This window comes from Pseudomonas sp. COW5 (assembly GCF_026240005.1).
Taxonomy (GTDB): Bacteria; Pseudomonadota; Gammaproteobacteria; order Pseudomonadales; family Pseudomonadaceae; genus Aquipseudomonas; species Aquipseudomonas kribbensis.
On record NZ_JAPHVP010000001.1, the window covers coordinates 4,666,029 to 4,688,063 of the forward strand.

21 protein-coding genes are annotated in these 22,035 nt (G+C 62.8%); 13 read left to right on the forward strand and 8 right to left on the reverse strand.

Going from position 1 to position 22,035, the window contains the following annotated elements; translation table 11 throughout:
• Nucleotides 1-16: 16 nt before the first annotated feature.
• Nucleotides 17-1,126, reverse strand: coding sequence for a 2-aminoethylphosphonate--pyruvate transaminase (locus OQ248_RS21310; RefSeq protein WP_265813902.1), 1,110 nt, complete (start codon nucleotides 1,124-1,126; stop codon nucleotides 17-19).
• Nucleotides 1,127-1,239: 113 nt separating this feature from the next.
• Between OQ248_RS21310 and OQ248_RS21315 the strand changes: the two genes are divergently transcribed.
• The gene (locus OQ248_RS21315; protein ID WP_265813903.1) at nucleotides 1,240-2,100 is read left to right on the forward strand and encodes a LysR substrate-binding domain-containing protein; all 861 of its coding nucleotides are present in this window, start codon (nucleotides 1,240-1,242) and stop codon (nucleotides 2,098-2,100) included.
• Here the strand turns inward: OQ248_RS21315 and OQ248_RS21320 are convergent.
• Nucleotides 2,070-2,969, reverse strand: a complete 900-nt coding sequence (locus OQ248_RS21320) for a LysR family transcriptional regulator (protein WP_265813904.1) — start codon at nucleotides 2,967-2,969, stop codon at nucleotides 2,070-2,072. The two genes, OQ248_RS21315 and OQ248_RS21320, sit on opposite strands and share 31 nt — an antisense overlap.
• Before the next feature lie 289 nt (nucleotides 2,970-3,258).
• On the opposite strand from OQ248_RS21320, the gene OQ248_RS21325 reads away from it, so the two are divergent.
• On the forward strand, nucleotides 3,259-4,584 hold the full coding sequence (locus OQ248_RS21325) for an MFS transporter (protein ID WP_265813905.1): 1,326 nt from the start codon (nucleotides 3,259-3,261) through the stop codon (nucleotides 4,582-4,584).
• A gap of 65 nt (nucleotides 4,585-4,649) precedes the next feature.
• Nucleotides 4,650-6,047 carry an FAD-dependent oxidoreductase gene (locus OQ248_RS21330; protein ID WP_265813906.1) on the forward strand — a complete coding sequence of 466 codons (1,398 nt, stop codon included), beginning with the start codon at nucleotides 4,650-4,652 and terminating at the stop codon, nucleotides 6,045-6,047.
• A gap of 3 nt (nucleotides 6,048-6,050) precedes the next feature.
• Here the strand turns inward: OQ248_RS21330 and tssI are convergent, their stop codons facing one another.
• Entirely contained in the window at nucleotides 6,051-7,457 is a 1,407-nt protein-coding gene (gene tssI, locus OQ248_RS21335) for a type VI secretion system tip protein TssI/VgrG (RefSeq protein ID WP_265813907.1), read from the reverse strand.
• A 219-nt stretch (nucleotides 7,458-7,676) separates the two neighbouring features.
• Between tssI and OQ248_RS21340 the strand changes: the two genes are divergently transcribed.
• Complete coding sequence (locus OQ248_RS21340) at nucleotides 7,677-8,381, forward strand: YebC/PmpR family DNA-binding transcriptional regulator (protein WP_265813908.1); 705 nt, start codon at nucleotides 7,677-7,679, stop codon at nucleotides 8,379-8,381.
• A gap of 57 nt (nucleotides 8,382-8,438) precedes the next feature.
• Here the strand turns inward: OQ248_RS21340 and OQ248_RS21345 are convergent, their stop codons facing one another.
• Nucleotides 8,439-9,752: a leucine-rich repeat-containing protein kinase family protein gene (locus OQ248_RS21345; RefSeq protein ID WP_265813909.1), complete on the reverse strand. Its 1,314-nt coding sequence runs from the start codon at nucleotides 9,750-9,752 to the stop codon at nucleotides 8,439-8,441.
• 64 nt (nucleotides 9,753-9,816) lie between these two features.
• Nucleotides 9,817-10,947, reverse strand: coding sequence for a cell division protein ZapE (gene zapE / locus OQ248_RS21350; RefSeq protein ID WP_265813910.1), 1,131 nt, complete (start codon nucleotides 10,945-10,947; stop codon nucleotides 9,817-9,819).
• 297 nt (nucleotides 10,948-11,244) lie between these two features.
• Between zapE and OQ248_RS21355 the strand changes: the two genes are divergently transcribed.
• The 7 genes from OQ248_RS21355 (at nucleotide 11,245) to OQ248_RS21385 (ending at nucleotide 17,661) form a co-directional block, all read left to right on the forward strand.
• Complete coding sequence (locus OQ248_RS21355; protein ID WP_265815122.1) at nucleotides 11,245-11,754, forward strand: spore coat U domain-containing protein; 510 nt, start codon at nucleotides 11,245-11,247, stop codon at nucleotides 11,752-11,754.
• A 72-nt stretch (nucleotides 11,755-11,826) separates the two neighbouring features.
• The gene (locus OQ248_RS21360; RefSeq protein ID WP_265813911.1) at nucleotides 11,827-12,360 is read left to right on the forward strand and encodes a spore coat U domain-containing protein; all 534 of its coding nucleotides are present in this window, start codon (nucleotides 11,827-11,829) and stop codon (nucleotides 12,358-12,360) included.
• Nucleotides 12,361-12,379: 19 nt separating this feature from the next.
• Nucleotides 12,380-12,916, forward strand: a complete 537-nt coding sequence (locus OQ248_RS21365) for a spore coat protein U domain-containing protein (protein WP_265813912.1) — start codon at nucleotides 12,380-12,382, stop codon at nucleotides 12,914-12,916.
• A gap of 4 nt (nucleotides 12,917-12,920) precedes the next feature.
• A complete protein-coding gene (locus OQ248_RS21370; protein ID WP_265813914.1) occupies nucleotides 12,921-13,421 on the forward strand; it encodes a spore coat U domain-containing protein in 501 nt (166 codons plus the stop codon).
• 23 nt (nucleotides 13,422-13,444) lie between these two features.
• The gene (locus OQ248_RS21375) at nucleotides 13,445-14,227 is read left to right on the forward strand and encodes a molecular chaperone (protein WP_265813915.1); all 783 of its coding nucleotides are present in this window, start codon (nucleotides 13,445-13,447) and stop codon (nucleotides 14,225-14,227) included.
• Nucleotides 14,228-14,335: 108 nt separating this feature from the next.
• Complete coding sequence (locus tag OQ248_RS21380; RefSeq protein ID WP_265813916.1) at nucleotides 14,336-16,693, forward strand: fimbria/pilus outer membrane usher protein; 2,358 nt, start codon at nucleotides 14,336-14,338, stop codon at nucleotides 16,691-16,693.
• Nucleotides 16,690-17,661 (forward strand): spore coat U domain-containing protein, encoded by a 972-nt coding sequence (locus tag OQ248_RS21385; protein ID WP_265813917.1) that lies wholly within the window; start codon nucleotides 16,690-16,692, stop codon nucleotides 17,659-17,661. Before OQ248_RS21380 ends, OQ248_RS21385 begins: the two co-directional genes overlap by 4 nt.
• A 5-nt stretch (nucleotides 17,662-17,666) precedes the next feature.
• On the opposite strand, the gene OQ248_RS21390 is transcribed toward OQ248_RS21385, so the two are convergent.
• Together OQ248_RS21390 and OQ248_RS21395 are read right to left on the reverse strand one after the other, a co-directional pair.
• Nucleotides 17,667-18,419: an anti-sigma factor gene (locus OQ248_RS21390; RefSeq protein ID WP_265813918.1), complete on the reverse strand. Its 753-nt coding sequence runs from the start codon at nucleotides 18,417-18,419 to the stop codon at nucleotides 17,667-17,669.
• Entirely contained in the window at nucleotides 18,416-18,922 is a 507-nt protein-coding gene (locus OQ248_RS21395) for a sigma-70 family RNA polymerase sigma factor (protein ID WP_265813919.1), read from the reverse strand. Before OQ248_RS21395 ends, OQ248_RS21390 begins: the two co-directional genes overlap by 4 nt.
• A gap of 157 nt (nucleotides 18,923-19,079) precedes the next feature.
• On the opposite strand from OQ248_RS21395, the gene OQ248_RS21400 reads away from it, so the two are divergent.
• Both OQ248_RS21400 and OQ248_RS21405 read left to right on the forward strand, forming a co-directional pair.
• On the forward strand, nucleotides 19,080-20,174 hold the full coding sequence (locus tag OQ248_RS21400; protein ID WP_265813920.1) for a catalase family peroxidase: 1,095 nt from the start codon (nucleotides 19,080-19,082) through the stop codon (nucleotides 20,172-20,174).
• The gene (locus OQ248_RS21405) at nucleotides 20,171-20,716 is read left to right on the forward strand and encodes a cytochrome b (RefSeq protein ID WP_265813921.1); all 546 of its coding nucleotides are present in this window, start codon (nucleotides 20,171-20,173) and stop codon (nucleotides 20,714-20,716) included. Before OQ248_RS21400 ends, OQ248_RS21405 begins: the two co-directional genes overlap by 4 nt.
• 7 nt (nucleotides 20,717-20,723) lie before the next feature.
• Here OQ248_RS21405 and OQ248_RS21410 read toward each other — a convergent pair whose 3' ends face one another.
• Nucleotides 20,724-21,932 (reverse strand): MFS transporter, encoded by a 1,209-nt coding sequence (locus tag OQ248_RS21410; RefSeq protein ID WP_265813922.1) that lies wholly within the window; start codon nucleotides 21,930-21,932, stop codon nucleotides 20,724-20,726.
• Nucleotides 21,933-22,035 lie beyond the last annotated feature (103 nt).

Sequence of the window (22,035 nt, forward strand, 5' to 3'; positions counted from 1 at the left end):
GAGCGGGCCGGGTGAATCAGATGTCGAGCACTTCCATTTCGCGCAGCACTTCACCCACCGCCGCGACGGCTTCGCGCATCTGCGCCGGGGTGACGTGGCCGATACAGCCGACGCGGAAAGTCTCGACCTGGGTCAGCTTGCCGGGGTAGAGGATGTAACCCTTGGCCTTGACCCGTTCGTAGAAGTCCTTGAACTGGTAGCGCGGATCTTTCGGTGCATGGAAGGTCGCGATGATCGGCGCCTGAATCGCGGCAGGCAGGAAGCTGCGCAGGCCGAGTTTGCCCATCTCTTCCATCAGCGCCTGGCAGTTGGCGGCGTAGCGCGCATGCCGCGCCGGCAGGCCGCCTTCTTCGTTGTATTGCAGCAGGGCTTCGTGCAGCGCCGCGACCACGTGGGTCGGCGGGGTGAAGCGCCATTGGCCGGTCTTTTTCATGTAGCTGTGCTGGTCGAACAGGTCCATCGCCAGCGAATGCGAGTTACCGGCGGCTGCGGCCAAGGACTCTTTGTGCGCAAACACGAAGCCCATGCCCGGTACGCCTTCGAGGCATTTGCCGGAGGCGGCGATCAGCGCATCGAACGGGACTTGCTGTGCATCCACCGGCAGCGCGCCGAAGGAGCTCATGGCGTCGATGATCAGGCGTTTGCCGTGCTGTTCGACGACCTGGGCGATTTCCGGCAGCGGGTTAAGGATGCCGGTGCTGGTTTCGCAGTGGATCAGCGCGACGTGGGTGATGTCGCTGTCGGCGCGCAGCAGGCGGTCGACGTCGGCGGCGGTGGTCGGCTCGTCTTCAGCGGTTTCAAAGGTGCTGAACGAGCGGCCGAGCACTTCGCAGATTTTCGCCAGACGTTTGCCATAGGCGCCGTTGATCAGCACCAGCACCTTGCCGTCGCGAGGGACGAGGGTGCCGATGGCAGCTTCGACGGCGAAGGTGCCGCTGCCCTGCAAAGGCACGCAGTGGTGGCTGTCGGCGCCGTTGATGATGGCCAGCAGTTGCTCACAGAGGCTGGCGGTCAATTGATTGAAGCGGTCATCCCATGAACCCCAGTCGACCATCATCGCCTGACGGGTGCGGGCCGAGGTAGTCAACGGGCCGGGAGTGAGCAGGATGGGTGCGGCAGTACTCATTCGTGTGTCCTCGCGATAGCGCTGTGGGATGAAGCTACGGGGCATACGTTGCAATTCGGCGGATCATCAATCAAATTGTTTGTTGTTATGCCAGCCATCAGTGAGGGTTATTCATGAACCTGTTCCAGCTCCGCGCCTTCGACGCCGTGGCCCGGGAAGGCAGCTTCACCCGTGCCGCCGCGCGGTTGTTCATCAGCCAGCCGGCGGTTACCGGGCACATCAAGGCGCTGGAGGAGCACTACCAGATCACCCTGTTGCGACGAACGGCGCGCCGGGTCGAGTTGACGGAGGAGGGCATCAAACTGGCGGCGATCACCCGGGCGATGTTCGGCATGGCCGAAGAGGCCCAGGCGTTGCTCGAAGCCAATCGGCAGTTGCTGACCGGACGCCTGGAGGTCGCGGCGGACGGCCCGCACATGGTCATGCCGATGCTCGCCAGCCTGCGGGCGCGCTATCCGGGAATTACCGTGAACCTGCGTTTGGGCAACGCTCAGGAAACCCTGGCGGCGTTGTTGTCCGAGCACGCGGACGTGGCGGTGCTGACCGAAGTCGAGCCGCGCAAGGGCCTGCACCTGCAAGCCCTGAGCGAATCGCGGATCTGCGCACTGGTGCCGGCCGGGCATCCCTGGGCGACACGCAGCGGCGAAGTCAGGCTCAAGGAGCTGGATCAGGTGATCATGGTGTTGCGCGAACCGAGTTCGATTACCCGGCGCACCTTCGATCAGGCCTGTGCGCAGGCGTCGGTCAGTCCACGGGTGTTGCTGGAACTGGACAGTCGTGAGGCGGTGACGGAAGCGGTGGCGGCTGAGTTGGGAGTTGGCGTGGTGTCATCGGTGGAGGTCAGCCATGACCCCCGTGTCGTCGCGATCCCCATCGCGGGAGAAGGGCTGGTGAACCGGCACATGATCGGTTGCGTGGAGCGGCGGCGCGAATTGCGGCTTATTCAGGCGTTTTTCGGTTTGGCGCCGGTCTGAACAAGACTCTCGCGCACCATCTCGAGAAACGTCGCCACCACCCGCCGCGAACTCTGCTCCCGCAGGCACACCAGTGTCTCGGTCAACCGCCGGGTGCAATCGGTGATCGGCAGGGCGCAGACCCGTGAGTCCGCACCAAACTCCGCCGCCGACACCACGCCCACGCCAATCCCGACCACCACCGCTTCCCGCGCGGCTTCCCGGCCTTCGACCTGGATCGCCGGGCGGATGCGGAAACCGGCGCGGGCCATTTCCTCTTCCAGGGTCTGGCGGGTTACCGAGCCGTGTTCGCGCAATACCAGCGGCGTGTCATCGAGGTCGGCCAGGCAGATCGATTCGCGCTCGGCCCACGGATGATGACGCGACACGAACGCCACCATCGGATCGTTGCGCAATGGCACGCACAGCAGGCGTTCATCGCTGACATCGCGCCCGAGCAATGCCAGATCGGCCTGATAGTTGAACAGGCGGAACAGCGACTCATCGGTATTGCCGGTTTCGATCTTTACGCTGATCCCCGGATAGCGCTCGCAGAACCGGGCGATCTGCGGCAGCACGTGCACCGGCGCGTCCACCGCCAGAATCAGGCTGCCGGTCTGCAGGGCCTGAGATTCCTGCAACAACTCCTGGGCTTCGGCCTCGACCACGAACAGGCGCTGGGTGATTGCCAACAAGCGTTCGCCCAGATCCGTCAGGCGCACCGAGCGTTTGTTGCGGTGGAACAGGAGCACACCGAAGCGTTCTTCGAGTTTGCGCACCTGGTCGGAAATCGCCGGTTGCGTCAGATAAAGCCGCTCGGCGGCCTTGGTGAAGCTTCCGTGCACGGCCACGGCGTGAAAGGCTTTGAGCTGGGCGTGGGAAACCGACATCGCTGATTCCTCATTGGCAGATGGCGTTCAGTAACAAGCTGAGCTTATGTGTGAAATACGATAAATCGATTTTATTTATTAAACAGTAATTGCTTTGATCCGCTCACGCCAACGCTGACTGCCCGGTCGGGCAGCGACGCTGGCCATGAGCCTGTGCGTGCAACAGCAGGACTCATCTGACCGGTATCGCCGAAGGGACGGGGTGATATCGCAGTGCTCAACAATAAAAAACACAGGCGTTTACTTAACGATTCTGCCGGCACACTCACACCCTGAGGTCAGAACCACAATGAACAAGCACATCGGCACCATTGCGCGTTGGCGCATGCAGATCTTCGCTGTCACCTGGCTCGCTTACGCCGCGTTCTATTTCACCCGCAAAGCTTTTTCGGTGGCCAAACTGGGCATCGCCGAAGACCCCACCTTCATGCTCGACAAAATGGCCATGGCCAACCTCGACGCGATTTATCTGGCGGCCTACGCCATCGGCCAGTTCACCTGGGGCATGCTCGCCGACCGCTTCGGCCCACGGGTCGTGGTGCTTGGCGGCTTGCTGATTTCCGCCGCTGCGGCATTAGTGATGGGCAGTTTCGCGACCCTCCCAATCTTCGCCACCTGCATGCTGATTCAAGGGCTGGCGCAGTCCACCGGCTGGTCGGGGCTGTGCAAGAACCTCGGCAGTTTCTTCCCCGCCGAACAGCGCGGGCGAGTGCTCGGGTTGTGGAGTTCCTGCTACGCGTTTGGCGGCCTGGTGGCGTCGCCGTTCGCCGGTTGGTGGGCTTACACGCTGATCGGTTCGTGGCACGCGGCGTTCATTTCCAGTGCGGTGGTGGTGGCCGTGGTGGCGCTGTTGTTCTTCATCTTTCAGCGCAACAAACCGGAAGATGTCGGCCTGCCTGCCGTGGAGCCGGAACCGGTCATCAGTGCCGAAGAAGCCGAAGCCAACAGCAAACTCAGCGTCTGGGAACCGCTCAAGGAAATCCTGCGCAACCGTACGGTGCTGGTGCTGGGTCTGGCGTACTTTCTGCTGAAGCCGGCGCGTTACGCGATTCTGTTGTGGGGCCCGGTGATCGTCTTTGAACAGATGCCCACGGTCGGCAAGGTCGGGGCGGCGATCATTCCGACTGCGTTCGAACTGGCCGGGCTGCTCGGGCCGATCATGATCGGCATGGCCTCGGACAAACTGTTCGGTGCCCGTCGCATGCCGGCCTGCGTCCTGAGCCTGCTGGCGCTGACCGTGACCCTCGCGCTGTTCATGGGCGCCTTGCACACCGGCAGCGTGATGCTGGTAGTCGCGCTGTTGTTCGTGATGGGCCTGACCCTGTATGGCCCGGATTCAATGATCAGCGGTGCAGCCGCCATCGATTTCGGCAAGGCCAAGGCTGGCGCCACGGCGGCGGGATTCGTCAACGGCTGCGGCTCGGTGGGTGCGGTGCTCGGTGGTTTGCTGCCGGGGTATTTCGATTCGGTGACGGTGTTCATCGTGTTCGCCGGTTGCGCGCTGTTCTCGGCGCTGGTGCTGATACCACACTGGAACAGCCGCCCGGTCGGCGTCATGGAACCCCGTGCCTCGGTGCCCAATCGGGCGCTGACCATCAAACCCCTGCGTAACTGAAAAACCTGCCTCGCGGCCTGCTGCGGCATTCGCGGCAGGCTGTGCCGTGGCCGACTGACTGGAGAATGTTCATGAGACCGTTTTGGCTGGAGCAGGCCTTGCAGCTCGATTCGTCCGAGCCGTGCCCGCCGCTGCAAGGCGAAGTGCGCACCGACGTTTGCATCGTCGGTGGTGGATACACCGGGTTGTGGACGGCGATCATGCTCAAGCAACAGAACCCCGAACTCGATGTGTTGCTGATCGAGGCCGACATCTGCGGCGCCGGCGCCAGTGGGCGCAACGGCGGTTGTGCGCTGTCGTGGTCGGCGAAGTATTTCACCCTCGAGCGGCTGTTCGGTGTCGAAGAGGCGGTACGGCTGGTCAAGGAGTCCGAGCGCAGCATTCACGCCATCGGCGAGTTCTGCGAGCAGTACGGCGTCGATGCCGATTACCGCCTCGACGGCACGCTTTACACCGCCACCAACCGCGCGCAATGCGGCTCGACCGATGCGGTGATTGCCGCGCTCGAGCGCAACGGCATCAACTCGTTCACCCAGCGTCCCGTTGCCGACGTGCAGCGAATGGCCGGTTCCGACAAGCATCTGGAAGGCTGGTTTTCGCCTGCGGCCGCCAGTGTGCAGCCGGGCAAACTGGTGCGCGGGCTGCGGCGAGTCGCGCTGCAACTCGGCGTCAGGATCCATGAAAACACCGCGATGACCGGGCTTGAGGAGGGCCGTCCGGCGCGCATTCAGACGGCCAGTGGCAGCGTGGTCGCCGACCGTGTGGTGCTGGCGATGAATGCCTGGATGGCCCGGGCTTTTCCGCAGTTCGAACGCAGTGTGGCGATCGTTTCCAGCGACATGCTGATCACCGAACCGCGCCCGGAACTGTTGCAGGAAATCGGCCTGACCAGCGGCGTGACCGTACTCGATTCGCGGATCTTCGTGCACTACTACCACAACACCCCGGACGGCCGGATCATGCTCGGCAAGGGCGGCAACACCTTCGCTTATGGCGGGCGGATGCTGCCGGTATTCGACCAGCCATCGCCATACGCCGGGTTGCTCAAGCGCAGCCTCGACGATTTCTTCCCGGCCTTTGCCGATGTGAAAGTCGACGCAACGTGGAACGGCCCGTCGGATCGCTCGGTCACCGGCCTGCCGTTTTTCGGCCAGATGAGTGCCAGCGGCAATGTGTTCTATGGTTTCGGTTATTCCGGCAGTGGTGTCGGGCCGTGCCACATGGGCGGGCAGATTCTCGCCTCGCTGGTGCAAGGCCTCGACAACCCGTGGACGCGTTCGCCGCTGGTCAACGGACCGCTGGGGTATTTTCCGCCGGAGCCGATCCGTTATCTCGGCTCGCTGATGGTGCGCAACGCCATTCGCCGCAAGGAGCGCGCCGAGGATCACGGGCGGCGACCACGGCATCTCGATGTGCGCCTGGCGAAATTCGCTGCCGCTGCCGGCAAGGCCGACAAGGGTTGAACATCAGGACGAAGGCGGGGCGCGGTTGAGCAGCCAGTCGAGCAGCAGACCGTTATCGGACGGTTCCGGGGTTTTGCGTGCCGGGCGAGGCTGGCTGACGTCCAGGCACAGGATCGGCCGATCCGGGTCACTGTCGAGAAAACTCACCCACACTTCGCTGCCGGCGCGGGGCAGCGCTTCCCTGTTGATCCGGCTACCGCTGCCGACCACGGCAATCGTCAGCCACAAGCCGTCAACGTCGGCATTCTGTGTCAGCGCGGGCCATAACCGCACGGCGAGTCGACCCAGATCATCCAGCTGCGCAGGTTGCCCGGGCGAGCCCAGCACTTGCGCCGGGTGATAACCCGGAATGTTCGGACGTGGCTGTCGCAGCGGCGGGCGAAACTCGGTTGACCAGGGCTGTGCAGTGAAATCGTTGTGATAACGACGGGGCGTGGACATCGGATCGAGAATCGACGGCTGTTGACCCTGATGGCGCAACTCGGTGATCAGCCACTGGTCGTTGAATGCGCCCACCGGATGATCCGTGACCTGCAACAAACGGCCGCTGAGCAGCTGCAGGCAATCACTGCGCCCCTCAATGCAACGGTACTGGCAGCGCTGGCGTTCCAGCTGGCGGCGGCTGCGTTGATCGGCGTAGCGTTGACCGGTCGACGGAAGTCCTCGCAGGGGCATGACGCCTGTCACCGCGTGATTGGCCGCTTCATCATCGTTGCCGGGCTGCCCGCGTTCGCGGACGGTGGGCGACGCCTGCGCAGTGACGGGGTCGTGACGCAGGAACAGCGTACTGAGGGTGGGAGCATGTGCCTCGTTCTCCGGGCTGAAGGGCACGGGTATCGGGGGCTGGGGCAGGCTCAGGCTGTCATCGGCAAACACCACGACATGGCCTTCCGGCCCGTGCTCGAAGTGATAGTGGATGCCGTCTTCTTCACACAATCGATGCAGCAGCGCCAGGTCCGACTCGTCGTACTGGATGCAGAACGGGCGCGGCGGGTAGTACCCCACCGTCAGATCGAAGCGGAAGCCGTGCGCGGGCAGGCGATGTTCTGTCAGCAAGCGTTCGAGAATGTCCGGCACGCTCAATCGGGTGAACACCCGGCGTCTGGGCTGTTGCTCCAGTTTCTGCAGGTCTGGCACCAGCACCAACTGGTAACCGATCCGGTGGGCGCCGCGGTGTTCACAACCGGCGCTGTGAAGGGTGCCGTGGAGGCCATGATCTTCACTCAACTGCAGGAACGCCGGGCGATGCAACAGACTGGCGGGGGCCAGGGCCGGCGCCAGGCCAATGACTTCAATCTCGAATCGGTAGGGTCGGTTCAACGCTTCGTGGCCGCTGAAGCGCAATACCGGCAGGCACAGGCCACCGTCGGTGAGTGTCAGCGTGAAGGGACTTTCCTTGTCATTGAGCATTCGCACGGGCTCTGTCGGGTAATACGGGCCACAGAGGGTACGAAACCGCAGTGCTAAATGGTCATGACAAAGCGGTTTTTCAGAATCGCCCTACAAGGTGTGTAGAAGATGTCGACACGTGACGGAATTTTTGGTCGATTGCCGACTTTAGGCCGTATAAACTTGGCGCCACGCGTCGGCCAATAGATGTCTCGGCGCCACAGATCAAGAGAGTGAGTAATGGGCGCACAGTGGAAGGTTAAACACAAAGAGGCGGCAGCCAACGCCAAGGGCAAGATCTTCGGCAAACTGGTGAAAGAAATCACCATCGCTGCCCGCAACGGTGCCGATACCGCCACCAACGCACACCTGCGTCTGGTGGTCGAACAGGCCAAGAAAGCCTCGATGCCCAAGGAAACCCTGGATCGCGCGATCAAGAAAGGCGCGGGCCTGCTGGGCGAGACCGTTCAGTACCATCGCGTGACTTACGAAGGTTTCGCTCCGCACCAGGTTCCGTTGATCGTCGAGTGCGTCACCGACAACATCAACCGCACCGTGGCGGAAATCCGCGTGGCGTTCCGCAAGGGCCAACTGGGCGCTTCCGGTTCTGTAGCGTGGGACTTCAACCACGTCGGCATGATCGAAGCCTCGCCGGACTCCCCGGATGCCGATCCGGAAATGGCCGCGATCGAAGCCGGTGCCCAGGATTTCGAGCCGGGCGAAGAGGGTGCGACCCTGTTCCTGACCGATCCGACCGACCTCGACGCCGTGCAGAAAGCCCTGCCGGAGCAAGGTTTCACCGTGCTGTCGGCCAAGCTGGGCTATCAGCCGAAGAACCCGGTCAGCGGCCTGAGCGACGAGCAGATGGCAGAAGTCGAAGCGTTCCTCGAAGGCCTCGACAACCACGACGACGTGCAGGAAATGTTCGTCGGCCTGGCCGGCTGATCCGCTGCGTCATAAATGCTGCCATCGCGAGCCTGGCTCGCGATGGCGGTGTAGCGTTTACAACGCTTCCAGCTGTTGCACGACCTCGTTGAAACCCGGTCGCGCCAGCACATCCGGCTGACAGCAGCGCTGTTCCAGCGCCTCCAGTCGCACACGCCGATCCGCACTCAGCCCCGAGTCGATTCGCGCCAGCAATTCCCCCAGCAAAATCCCGAACGCTCGCACTTCGATGCGTTGCAGCGCGCGGGTTTCCGGGTTGTCGGTGGTGGCATGGAACGATGCCGCGCCAAAATCCCCCAGCAGACAGTCGCCCTGATCGTTCAACAAGATGTTGTGCCCATAAAGGTCACCATGGGTGATGCCTTGTTCATGCAGGTGTTCGGCGACCGACGCAATCCCTTTGGCGATGCGCAAGGCGACATCGGCACTGAACCGGCAGTCATCGGTGTAGATATCCCGCGAACAGGAGGCCAGGCTCGGCAACGCGGCGAGGTTGCGATAGCTCGGGTCGATCAGTTGCATCACCAGCCCTTGCTGGCCATCGGGGTGATTGCCGATGCGCCCCTCGACCCGGATCAGGTTCGGGTGCAGCCCGGCGGTGATGCAGGCGTTCATCTCGTGCAACGGTGAGCCGTCGCTGGTCATCTCGCCCTTGTAGAGCTTTACCGCCACCGAACGCTCAGGCTGGCCGACCGGCTGCCACGACGCACGGGAAATGACCCCGGACGCGCCTTCGCCCAGCCGCTGTTCGAGACGCAGGCTCGACCAGTCGATCAACGGCGTGGCTTCCAGCGCGGCGGCATCGGCCTCGGTTTCCAGCGGATTGCCGGCGTAGGCCAGCCAGGTCAGGCTCGGCAGGGTCAGCAGCCACTGCGGCAGTTCCGTCAACTGGTTGGCGGCGATGCGGATCAGCTCCAGGCGATGGCACTGGCTCAAGGATGGCGGCAACGCACTCAGACGATTACCGGCGAGCATGAGTTTTTGCAGGAGCGGGCGCTCGCCCAGTTCGGCGGGCAGGGTTTCGATGAGGTTGTCGGTCAGGATCAGCCAGCGCAGCTTCGGTGGCAGGGCGGTGCCGGACACCCGGACGATCCCGTTGGCCTTGAAGCCGATCATGCTCAGGGCCTGGCACTGACCGAGGCACTCGGGCAACTCGGTGAACCGGTTGTCGGAACAGAACAGCACCCGCAGACGGGACAAACGATGCAAATCGTCCGGCAGGCTGCTCAGTTTGTTGCCGCTGAGGTTAAGTATCTCCAGCGTGTCGGCCAGGTCGAAGATCTCTTGTGGGAACTCGGTCAAGCCTTCGACCAGGTCCAGCCGGGTGATGCCCGACAGTTCGCCGGCGCGCAATTGAGCAAGGGTGTGCATGTAAATAAGGTCGCTATCGAGAGGGCGCCGTGACGCCGGGAATGGCCGGCATGATAACGGTAAATCAGGCCGGTTCGCGCACTTCCGCCAATTGCCCCAGCCGGCTGCGGGTGCGGGCCAGGTCGATGGTGTTGCCGGCGAGGCTTTCATGCAGAGGCTGGCGCCCGAGCAGCGTCAGGTGTTTGTCCTGGTCGTAGAGCACGTCGATCAGGTTGATGAAGCGCTGCTGGACGGCGATCGAGCATTCGTCCAGCTCCGGCAGTTCATCGATGATCCAGTGGTCGAAGCGCCGGCACAATTCCAGATAATCCATCACGGCCGTGGGCTGTTCGCACAGGTCATTGAAGGTGAAACCGACGCGGCGACCTTCGCACAGACGCGCCTGCAAGACCCGGTTGCCAACCGTTATCGGTTGCGGCGCGGCCTCCCGTGGCGGTAAATCCAGCGCCAGCCGTTGTGCCGGTGTGGCCGGCCAGACGTAATGGCCCTGAGTGAACAACTGATGCGCGTGATTGCGCGCCTGGCTGCGGTAATCGTGGGGGCCGCCGACCTCCATGACCTGCATGCGCGCGTTGATCAGGTCGATCACCGGTTTGAACCGCGCGTGATACAGCGGATTGGGCAACAGGCCTTCCGGCGGATAGTTGGAGGTCACCAGCAACAAGATCCCACGCTGGAACAAGGCCTTGTACAACCGGGTGATGAGCATCGCGTCGCCGATGTCATGCACATGGAATTCGTCGAAGCACAGTACCCGGCAGTCCTGCAGCAGTTCGTCGAGCGTGGCAGCGAGGGCGTCTTGCTGCTCGCGATGCCGGAACATGCCCTGATGCAGGCGGGCGAAGAATTCATGGAAGTGCAGGCGTTGTTTCTGCTGGATCGGCAAGGCTTGAAAAAAACCGTCGAGCAACCAGCTCTTGCCGCGCCCGACGGCACCGTAGAGATAAAGACTGGGCGGGGTTTGCGCCGAAGGGCCGAACAACAGGCCGGCTTGCTGTGCCATACAGTCGATCACCCGCTGCTGGCTGTGGCTGAGGGTATAACCCTGGCCATGGGCCTTGAGCCGGAAGTAATCGCGGATTGACTGGGCGCTGGCGCAATGGCTAGCACTGGCCAGGTTTCGCTGGCCGAACAAACGGCGCAACCCTGAAAGGCGCTGGGACAGACGCGAACGTTCGGGCGGTCGGGCGGGCACGGTGAGGTCACTCCGTCATCGTCGGGCCGGCTCCCCCCGAGCGCGGCGGCGTAGTGTAACCAGATGGGTAGTTTGCCTTCCACTGCGCTTTATCGGCCAACGGCCTTTCTGGACAGTAATCTGCGGCGCGTACAGGTTTTTTCAGTGCCATGGGGTAACGGATCGACAACTTTTCGAAACATATCCCGCACGTTCAGTGGATCCAATCGACTGGCGCAATCGGCGTCCGTTGCTAACCTGAAACACTGTAACGACACAGGTGCTGTCGCCGACAAGGAACGGGCAGTGAATGCAGGGATGGTCTGGGCATTGCTGGGCGGGCTCGCAATACCGGTGCAGGCGGCCGACCTGCAGGTCGAAGTGCGGGTCGACGTACAGCGCGGTTGCCAGTTGATCGGTCAGCAGCGCGGAGCCGGTATCGAGCAACTGGGCGTGCTCGACTTCGGCAGCACTGCGCGCCTTGACGACCCGGCCGGGCCACTCGGGGCGGCGCTGTTGAATGCGCGATTGCCGCGTCTGGAGTGCAATCCCGACACGCCGTATCAACTGCGCGTCGATGGCGGGCTGCATGGCGGGACCGGAGAAGTGCGCTACATGACGGGGGAGGCGGGTGGCAAAGCCATTCCTTACCGTTTGTATCAGGACGCCGCACGGCGGGTGCCGCTGGTTGTGGACGTGCCGGTCAGCGGGCGGGTGCCCGACAGTGGTTCGGTGGACCTGCCGCTGTACGGCCGGATCGAGCGGATGGCCGAGGTGCCGAGAGCCGGTCGGTATTCGGATCTGGTCAAGGTGACGGTGACCTGGTGATCGACCGGGAGCGTGTGCGGCAGGAGCGTTCAATGACGAACGCGGTCAGGGATCGGAAGGAGTAGGGATGCAATGACAGGCAAGCACTGGCTGGTCATCACCGCAGGCGCATTGCTGTTGCTCACCGAAGATGCCCGGGCGGCCATCAACGGGCAGATTCACGCCCGTCTGACCCTGATCGCCGGATGCGAAGTGACCAATACATCCACCCCCGCCAGCCCGGTGGGCGATTTCGGCAAACTCGATTTCGGCCAGCAGGGCCCGACCTGGAACGCCCCCATCAAGGCCAGCCTGGCCAATGACAGCAGCGGCAGGCTCAACGTGGCCTGCAACCCTTCGGTGACCGGTTTCACCGTGAGCATCGACGGCGGCACTCATGGTGACGGCAATACCCGTCGCCTGAGCAATGGTCGCCAGACCATTCCCTATCAGCTGTTTCTCGATGCCTCGGGCAGTCAGAGCTACAGCATCGGCCAACAACACAATTTCGCTGTCACCAGCGGCGCGCAAATACCCATCCCGGTATTTGGCTCGGTGGTGGCGAACACCCGTGCGGTACCGGCCGGTGTCTATACCGACACCCTGACGGTGACGCTCGATTGGTAAACCGTAGAGGAAGGACACCATGGGTACGATTGCATCAAGGATAGGTTTGTCGTTGCTCGGCATGACGCTGGCCACCAGCGTCAACGCCGCTACCACGGTCACCGGTCAGATCACTTCCAGCCTGATCCTGATCAGCAGTTGCCAGGTCAACGGTTCCGGCGGTTCCACAGGCCTGAACTTCGGTGCCTTGAACTTCGGCACCGCCAACAGCCTGTTTACCACCGCGACCGGCCAGGTGCTGGGCGGCGGTGGCGGGGCGTTGTCGATTCTCTGCTCGGCCGGCACCACGCCGTCGGTCAAGGTGCGGGCCGGTGCCCATGACGGGTTGTCGCCCGGTGGAACCCGTGCGCTTTACGACGGTGTTGCCAACTACGTGCCCTACGACCTGTACACCGATGCCGGGCACTCGCAACTGCTGGCCATCGACGGCGTGATCAACCTCGCCGCCAGTACCGGCGTGGCGCAGACCGTGAACCTCTACGGTCAGGCGGTGGGCAAGGCCGGCCTGCCGGCGGGCACTTACACCGACACGATTTCCGTTGAACTGACGTTCTAGTGCCATGAACCGGCATGGCTGTGCGGCGCTGCTTCTGTTGTGCGCGGGGGCTGTGCCGTTGCCGCTGGCGGCGGTGACCAGCCAGAGCTTTCAGGTCAGCGCGACGATCACACCGGGCTGCCTGGTGGTGGGAGGCGTGTCGAACTATGGCGGACTGAATTTCGGTTCGAGTTCGGCCCTGGCCACCGGCACGGTGCAAGTGGCATTGACCGGCGGCGTGCAGTTGCAATGCACGCCGGGGGTGACGCTGAACATGACGGTCGATGGCGGCCAGTACAACAGCGGCGGGCGCCGCATGCAGATCAGTGGCGGCAGCGCGAAGGTGGCGTATGCGTTGTTTCGCGATGCGGCCTACAGCCAGAGTCTGGGCATCGGACAGAGCGTGGCGGTGGCTTATAGCGACGCAAATAACATCAGCCTGCCGATCTACGGTCAGGTGCAATTGCCGGGCAATCAGCCTGGGGGGACGTACAGCGACGTGTTGCAGGTGCAGCTGTCGTGGTGATGAATGGCACAAGGAGCGGGTTTATGGGGGTTGTCTCGTCGCGGCTGTTGCGGGCGGGTTGCACAATGCTGGTGTTGGCTTCACTCGGCGCGATCAAGGCGCAGGCGGCCAGTTCGGTGCTGATCTGGCCCATCGATCCGGTGCTCGAAGCCGATCAGCAGGCCAGCGCGTTATGGCTGGAAAATCGTGGCAGTGAAACCGCGAATCTGCAGATCCGCGTGTTTGGCTGGAGTCAGAACGGCTTCCAGGAGCAATACCAGAACCAGCGTGACGTGATCGGCAGTCCGCCTGTGGCGAAGATCGAGCCGGGGCAGAAACAACTGGTGCGCCTGACCCGGACCAAAGACGTGCCGCCCGGCCAGGAACTGGCCTACCGGATCATCATCGACGAAATTCCCTCGGCGCAGCCACCTGTCGCCGATGCAGGAAAGACGGCTGCGGCGATCCGCTTCCAGATGCGCTATTCGGTGCCCCTGTTTGCTTACGGTGCCGGCCTGTGGAGCAAGGAAGACACGACCCGGCAGCGTGATCCCAAGGGCATCGGCCTGCCGCAATTGAGCTGGCGCACGGTCTCGGTCGACGGCAAACCCTATGTGGAAGTGCGCAACCAGGGCGCGGTGCATGCGCGGTTGACCGATGTCGCGCTCAAGCAGGGCGGGCAGAGCAAGCCGTTGGCGGAGGGGCTGTTGGGTTATGTGTTGCCCGGCGCGGTCATGCGCTGGCCGGCGCCGGGATCAACCACGGGAGAACTGGCGGGCCGGATCAATGGCGCGGCACAGGTGCAGAGCATCGCGCCGGCGAAGTAAGGATTTCGGCCTGCGGGCCGGGTAGTGCGGGGCCGCCGGGCAAGCGATTGGCCGGCGGGCAGCAGCGGTTTCAGGAGGAACCAGTCCATTGACGGACGAAGCACGCTAATGAGTCCGGGATGGACTCGCCGTATTCAGCGTCCGTTGTGGCTTGTCACCGGCGCGTGTTGCCTGATGTTCATTCATCCATCCGGGGCCGGCGAACTGCCGCCGCCTCCCAGCGGCATGGAGGCCGTCAGCGATGCACAGTTGTTTCTGGAACTGGTGGTCAACCAGATGAATACCGGTCGCGTAGTGGCGGTGGAGCAGCGCGGCGGGCGGCTGTTCCTGCCGGCCAGCGTGTTGCGCGACACCGGCATGAAACTGCCCGAGAGTGCCGCTACCGAAGTCGATCTCGACGGTCTGCCGGGGCTGCACAGCGACTACGACAGTGTCGGCCAGCGATTGCTGCTCGATGTGCCGCCGGACTGGCTGCCGGAGCAGTTCATCGGCAATCGTCAGGTCTATCCACGTACCCCGGCGCTGAGCAGTTTCGGCGCGTTGTTCAACTATGACCTGTACCTCAACGACACCGACGACGCGGGGACTTATCTGGCGGCGTGGAACGAGGTGCGGGTGTTCGACAGCTGGGGCACGCTGTCCAACACCGGGCAGTACCGGCGCACCTTGTCGGGGGATTCGGTCAGCACGCTGAACAATGGCTATCTGCGCTACGACACCACGTGGCGTTACTCCGACGACGAGCGGATGCTGACCTACGAGGCGGGGGACGTGGTTAGCGGCGCCTTGCCGTGGAGCAGTTCGGTGCGTCTGGGGGGCGTACAGTTCTCCCGGGATTTTGCGGTGCGCCCGGATCTGGTGACTTATCCGCTGCCGCAGTTCGCCGGTGAAGCGGCGGTGCCGTCCTCGGTGGATCTGTTCATCAACGGCTACAAGTCCAGCAGCACCGATTTGCAACCGGGCCCGTACACCTTGACCAATATTCCGTTCATCAACGGTGCGGGCGAAGCTGTGGTGGTGACCACTGATGCACTGGGTCGGCAGGTATCGACCACCGTGCCGTTCTATGTCACCAGCAGCTTGTTGCAGAAGGGCTTGAGCGATTTCTCGATCAGCGCCGGTACACTGCGCCGGGATTACGGGCTGAAGGATTTCAGCTACGGGCCGGGGGTGACATCGGGCAGCCTGCGTTATGGCATCAGCGACAGCTTCACGCTGGAAAGCCACGTTGAAGCAGCCGACTCACTGACCCTTGGCGGCCTCGGTGGCAATCTGCGGCTGGGCAATTTCGGGGTGCTCAACAGCGCGATCAGCCAGAGTCGTTTCGACGGTGAGGGCGGTCAGCAATACAGTCTCGGTTATCAATACAGCGCCCAGCGTTTCAGCTTCTCCTGGCAACGGTTGCAACGGCGTGACCAGTACGCCGACCTCACGGTGGTCGACAGTCCTTACACCAGCCTCAGCAAGCGCAGCGAACAGGCGACCCTGAGCCTCAACCTTGAGCGTTGGGGCAGTCTGGGTGTCGGTTATTTCGATATCCGGGCGGCGGACGATTCCCGCACGCGGCTGCTCAACCTGAGCTGGAGCAAGCCGTTGTGGCGCAACAGCAGTTTCTACCTGTCGGCCAACCGCGAAATCGGCGACGCCAACTGGGCGGTGCAGGCGCAACTGGTGATCCCCTTTGACCTGCGCGGCAGCCTCGCCATCAGCAGCGAACGCAGCAAGACCGGGCAGACTCAACAACGCGTCAACTACAGCCGAGCCGTACCGCCCGAGGGCGGGGTGGGCTTCAACCTCGGTTATGCCAACGGCGACGGCCCTGATTATCGTCAGGCTGACGTGACGTGGCGACTGCAATCGGTGCAATTGCAGGCCGGTGTCTACGGCACTTCGGACGCCGAAACCCGCTGGGCCGATGCCAGCGGTTCGCTGGTGTGGATGGATCACCAAGTGTTCGCGGCCAATCGCATCGACGATGCATTTGTGGTGGTCAGCACCGACGGTTACGCGGATGTGCCGGTGCGTTATGAGAACCAGCAGGTCGGCCAGACCGACCGCAACGGCCATTTGCTGGTGCCATGGAGCAGCGCCTACTACCGTGGCAAATATGAAATCGATCCTTTGAACCTGCCGGCCAACGTGCGCAGCCCGAATGTCGAACAGCGCATTGCCGTGCGCCGTGGCAGTGGCTATCTGCTGGAGTTTCCACTGAGCCGGGTGATTGCCGCGAGCATCGTGCTGGTGGATTCGCAGCAGCAGGAATTACCGCTGGGCAGCGGTGTGCTCCATGAGGAGAGTGGCACGCGCACGGTGGTGGGCTGGGACGGGCTGGTCTATCTGGAAAACCTGCAGGCGCAGAATTCGCTGCGGGTGACGCTGGCCGATGGCAAGACCTGTCAGGCGCAGTTCAACGTTGACCTGCAACAGGATCAGATCCCGCTGATCGGGCCGCTGGTGTGTCAATGACGTGGGTACGGCTCTGTCTGTGGCTGGCACTGATGCTGCCGGGGGCGGCACAGGCGCTGTGTTCGGTGGTCACCACCACGCCGGCGGCGTTCGGCACGATCAGTTCGATTGCGGTTCGCACCACGTCGCAACCCAGTTCCACACTCAACGGAGGTCTGAGCTGCACGGGCTCGCTCTTGTCACTGTTGGCCAACAATGACCATTTCTGGGCCACGGTGACTTCGACTCAAAGCGGTCTGCTCGGGCCAACCGGTGATGTCATCGGCTACACGATCTACGCCAACAACAGCACCAGTTACCCGCTGACCCGAGGCACGGCCTACGACTTCGCCCGCAACGGTATTATCGATGCGCTGGGATTGCTGGGCGGCACTGTGCCGAAAACCGTGCCGCTGTACTTCGGCACCACGATTGGCAGCAATGTGGCAGCCGGGGTGTACACCGAAACCCTGAGCATTTTCTGGAACTGGAATTACTGTTCGGGCATTGGGGTCGGCGGACTCTGCCTGGGCCGCGACATCAACAGCGGCACCACGACCCTGACGGTCAACCTGACCGTGTCCAACGATTGCACTATCACCGCGCCGAACATCGCTTTCGGCAGCGCACCGGTGATCAGCGCGTTTACCCCGGTGACCGGGCAGACCATCAATCTGGCGTGCACCAAGGGAAGTGCCTACACCGTGGGTCTGGGCGACGGGCAGAACGCGATCAGTGTCGGTGGCCGACGGCGAATGATTTCCGGCAGTAACTATCTGGCCTATGACATTTTCAAAAGCGCCGGCACCACCCGCTGGGGTAGTGTCGGCGCAGCACGTCGAGCCAGCACCGATGCCGAGGTCAATCCCGGCAATGGCCTGGGCACCGGCAGCCAGATCTTCAACTACAACGCGAAGATCTACACCGACCAGACCACGCCGCCCGCCGGTACCTATCTGGACAATGTGGTGCTGGATGTCGGCTTCTGAACCGGTCAGAAGCGCTCGGTGCGCTGGAGCAACGGCGCCGCCGGGGTATCGGTCGGGCTGACCATGGCGTAGTTGTAACCGTCGCCGGACCAATACTCGGCCTGCAGATCCCCATCGCGACGGCTACCCCGTGGCAGGAAGGTGTTTTTCGGCCCCGGCGGGCGCACGTAGAAACTGACCTTGTGCCCGTTTTGATCCTCATACATGACCATCGCTGCCGGGCCTTCATCGGTACTCAGCAAGCGGCCGCTGACCGGTTGAAACCCGGCCGCCGTCAGGTCCGGCAGACGGTTGGCCTGCGTGAAGTAGCGGTCGAGCCAACGCTGCATGTCACCTGCGCCGCTGACCTTGTAGTCCGCCGGCAGAATCCCTTGCTGAGCGATCAGACGGTACGCCTGCAGGGCATCGCTCATCGGCGCTATCGAGCGCACGAGGGTCATTTCCCGGGCCTGCCAGCCACTGACACCGCCGAGGCTGACCGCTATCAGCAACACGGCCGCGCTGGCCCAGCGTCGGTGTGATCGATGCTTGAGCCGCTGGCGGATCAACGCCGGGTCCAGATCCGGGTTGGCCGGTTGTTGCAACGCGCCACCGAGGGCCGCGCGCAGGTGCTGGGCATCCTGTTGCCAGGCGCGGATCAACGCGGCGTCTTCCGGGTGGCTGGCCAGCCAGTTTTCCAGCACACGCCGGTCGGCGTCGCTGAGCTGGTGGTCGATGTAGGCGTGCAAGTCACGCTCGCTGGGGGGCAGGCTGATCATTTGAGTATCCGCAAGGAAGGGCTGCTGATTTCGCCGTCGCTGAGCTGGCGCAAAGCCTGGCGGGCGCGGGACAGGCGCGACATCACGGTGCCGGTGGGGACGTCGAGAATCTCGGCGACCTCCTTATAGGTCAAGCCTTCCACCGACACCATCAGCAGCAGGGCGCGCTGTTCGGTGGGCAGGCGATCGAAGGCTTGCAGGGTCGATCGGGCAATGACGGTGCGTTCCACCGAGGGCTCGACGTCATCACGACCGGTGAAAAATTCGAGCATCTGGGCGTAGCGCCGGGAACGCCGGTGCGCATCGAGGAACTGGCGATACAGGATCGAAAACAGCCACGCGCGCAGATCGCCCTCGGCGCGCTTGTCACCCCAACTGGAGAGGGCACGTTCAAGGCTGGCCTGGACCAGGTCGTCGGCGCTGCTGCTGTTACGCGTCAACGACACGGCAAAGCGCCGCAATCTGGGAATGATTTCTCTCAGTTGTTCGTCGAATTCGCTCATGAAGTTCTGCTAGTCACTACGCTGTGGACTAGGAAGACGCCCGGCATTCGAGGTTATTCCACGTTCGGAAAAATAAATACCGGGCCGTGGAATAAATCCGGATGGCGTGCGTCTTGCTGATTCTTCCTACTTGTGGCCGATGGCCCTGGAGTCATTCATGGTTGATCGCAGCTCACCGCCCGGCGGGCCACAACGCCCGCCTCTAAGTGCCGCGAGCCTGGTGTTGCGTCTCGGCGGTATCGCCGTCGTGGTCGCAGCCGTGGCCGGGGCGTTTGCCTACGTTCACGGCAACTTTGACCCACAACGACTGACGCCCAAGGCGTTGGTCGATGTGCTGGAAAAGAACAACGGCGTGCATCCCGGGTTTCGTCGCAATCACGCCAAGGGTGTTTGCGTCATCGGCCATTTCGAAAGCAGTGGCGAGGCGCGCCCTTACTCTGTCGCGCAAGTGTTCAATGAGCCACGTACTCCGGTAGTCGGGCGATTCGCGCTGCCGGCGGGTAATCCTTATGCACCGGACAGCGCCGTACCGATTCGCAGCCTGGCGCTGCGTTTCACCCAGGCCAACGGCCAGCAATGGCGCACCGGGATGAACAGCATGCCGGTGTTCCCGGTGGGCACCCCGGAAGCGTTCTATCAGTTGCAGCAAGCGCAATCGCCGGATCCGGCGACCGGCAAACCCGATCCGGCCAAGGTCCCGGCATTTTTTGCTGCCCACCCGGAAGCCGTGCCGTTCCTGACCTGGGTGAAGACGGCCAAACCTTCGGCCAGCTACGTGACCGAGACTTACAACAGTATCAACGCGTTTTATCTGGTTGATGCCAGCGGAAAGAAGCAGGCCGTGCGCTGGAGCATGGCGCCATTGGCGCAGGATGCAGCGGGCGCTACGGCTCCGGAAGGTAGCGACTTTCTCGAAAAGGACTTGGTGCAACGTCTGGCCGAGGGGGCGCTGCGCTTTCAGTTGAACATCACGCTGGCCAACGCTGACGATCCGGTGAACGATGCGAGCAAGACTTGGCCTGCCGGTCGCAAAGTACTGAACGCCGGCACCCTTGTGCTGGAAAAGACCCAGCCGCAACTCAGCGGCGAATGCCGCGATATCAACTACGACCCACTGGTCCTGCCTGCCGGGATTGAAGGTTCCGACGACCCGTTGCTCGCCGCTCGTTCAGCCGGCTACGCCGATTCCTACCTGCGTCGCACCAGCGAAGTCAGTCAATTGCCCACTGGCAAACAGGAGGCACGCCCATGAGAACGCCACCGACGCATTTCAATCCGCTGGCGCGGCTGCTGCACTGGCTGATGGCAGTCATGATCATTGCCATGTTGTTCATCGGTGCCGGCATGGTCACTTCGGTGTCGGCGCGGCATGAATGGCTGATCAACCTGCACAAGCCGCTGGGTATCGCGATCCTGTTGCTGGTGATCGTGCGCATTCTGGTGCGACTGGGCACGCGTCAGCCGCCGCTGCCGGAGGATCTGCCGGGCTGGCAGGTGATGGCGGCCAAGGCGTCGCACCTGTTGCTGTACGCATTGATGCTGGTGTTGCCGCTGCTGGGCTGGGCGATGATCAGTGCTGCGGGCGATCCGGTGATGCTTGGCCATTCGTTGCAATTGCCGTCGATTCTGCCGGCTGATGCCCAGGTGTTTGCGCTGTTGCGCAAGGCGCACGGTTATCTGGCCTATCTGCTGTTTCTGACTGTGTTGCTGCACCTGGCGGCGGCGCTGTTCCATGGTTGGGTTCGCCGCGACGAGGTGCTCGACAGCATGCTGCGGGGACGCAATCGCGGTTGATAGTGTGTCAGTCCGACGTGGCGAGGGCGCAATCAGCCTCGCCACGTTTCTGTGTGGCCAGTGTGCGCCACCAATAAAGCAACGCGACCATGTTGATTCCGGCACCCAGCCAGCAGACACCCGTCCATCCTGCCCAGGCGTACATGGCCGTCGAGGCGATGGAGCCCAGGGCGCTGCCAATCGAGTAAAACAGCATGTAGCCGGCGGTCAGTCGGCTCTGTGCCTCTGGGCGGACGCTGTAAATCATGCTCTGGCTGGTGACATGCACAGCCTGCAAACCCAGATCCAGGGTGATCACGCCGAGCAACAGTGCCCACAATGAGGACTCGGTGAATGCAATCGGCAGCCACGAACCGAGCATCAGCAGCAAGGACAGGCCGCTGACCCATTGCCCGAATCCGCGATCCGCCAAGTGTCCGGCTCTTGCGGCGGCCAATGCCCCAGCCGCGCCGGCCAGACCGAACAATCCGATTTCGCTGTGGGAAAGTGAAAGCGGCGGGGCGGCCAACGGCAAAACCATCGGCGTCCACAGGACCATGGCACTGGCGAAGGTCAGCAGGGCCAGAATCGCCCGTTGCCGCAGCACTGGCTCCTCTCGAAACAGGCTGAATACCGAGGTAATCAAAGCAGCGTAGGAGGTTGCCGGTTGCGGGCTCTCGTCCTTGGGCAGCACACGAAACAGCAGCATTGCCATGACCAGCGTCAGCCCCGCCGACAACAGATAAATCGCCCGCCAACCGGCCAGATCCGCCATCCCGCCAGCCACGGTGCGTGCGAGCAAGATGCCGACCACGATGCCGCTGGTGATCACGCCGACGACACGACCGCGTTGCGCCGGGATGGCCATTGTGGCGGCATAGGCCACCAGCACTTGAGTGACGACGGCGAGCAGGCCGGTCAGGGTCATGCCGATCAGCAGCCAGGTGCTGTTCGTTGCCAGTGCGATTATCAGTAATGCTGAGGCCGACAGCAGGGTTTGCGTGACAATCAAGCCTCGACGGTTGAGCAGATCGCCGAGCGGTACGAGCAAAACCAGCCCGACGGCATAGCCGACCTGGGTCAACGTGATGACGATGCCGATGCTCGCGGGCGACAGGTTGAAGGCGTCGGCCATGGCGTCCAGCAACGGTTGCGCGTAATACACGTTGCCCACGGCCAGGCCGCAGGCAATGGCGAACAGCAGTACGACGCCACTGCCGAGATTTTGCGCGTTCATGTCCTGATTCCTTTTCTGGTTTCAAATGGAAACTGGAGTGACGGTAGATAATCTGGTTTTGTTTTGCAACCTGATTGGTTGAAAGTGCAGCGCAAAAAAAAGA